The organism is Acuticoccus kandeliae (assembly GCF_003073115.1).
This window is the reverse complement of sequence record NZ_QBBV01000053.1, coordinates 1-447: the sequence shown is the minus strand read 5'-3', so window position 1 is coordinate 447 and position 447 is coordinate 1. Positions and strand designations below refer to the sequence as shown.

The window sequence follows — 447 nt, the reverse complement described above, 5'->3', positions numbered from 1 at the left end:
CTCGAGGAGCTCGTCGTGGGCTCCGAGGGGGACGAGCCGGTGACGATGTACCTGCGCAAGCAGGGCCCGGGTGCGGTCACCGCGGGGGACATCGTCCCGCCCGCCGGTGTCACCGTGCACAACCCGGACCTGCACATCGCCTCGCTCAACGACAAGGGCCGGCTCGAGGTCGAGCTCGTCGTCGAGCGCGGCCGCGGGTACGTCCCGGCGATGCAGAACAAGGCCACCGGTGCCGAGATCGGCCGTATCCCGGTCGACTCGATCTACTCGCCGGTGCTGAAGGTGACCTACAAGGTCGAGGCCACGCGAGTCGAGCAGCGCACCGACTTCGACAAGCTCATCCTCGACGTCGAGTCGAAGCCGTCCATCACCCCGCGGGACGCGCTGGCCTCGGCCGGCAAGACCCTGGTCGAGCTGTTCGGCCTGGCCCGCGGGCTGAACGTGGAC

At 69.6% G+C, this 447-nt stretch carries 1 pseudogene; it reads left to right on the top strand.

Features of this window, described 5'->3' with window-relative positions:
• Positions 1–15: 15 nt before the first annotated feature.
• Positions 16–447 (top strand): annotated as a pseudogene (locus DBV35_RS29260) (DNA-directed RNA polymerase subunit alpha); the annotation flags it as partial.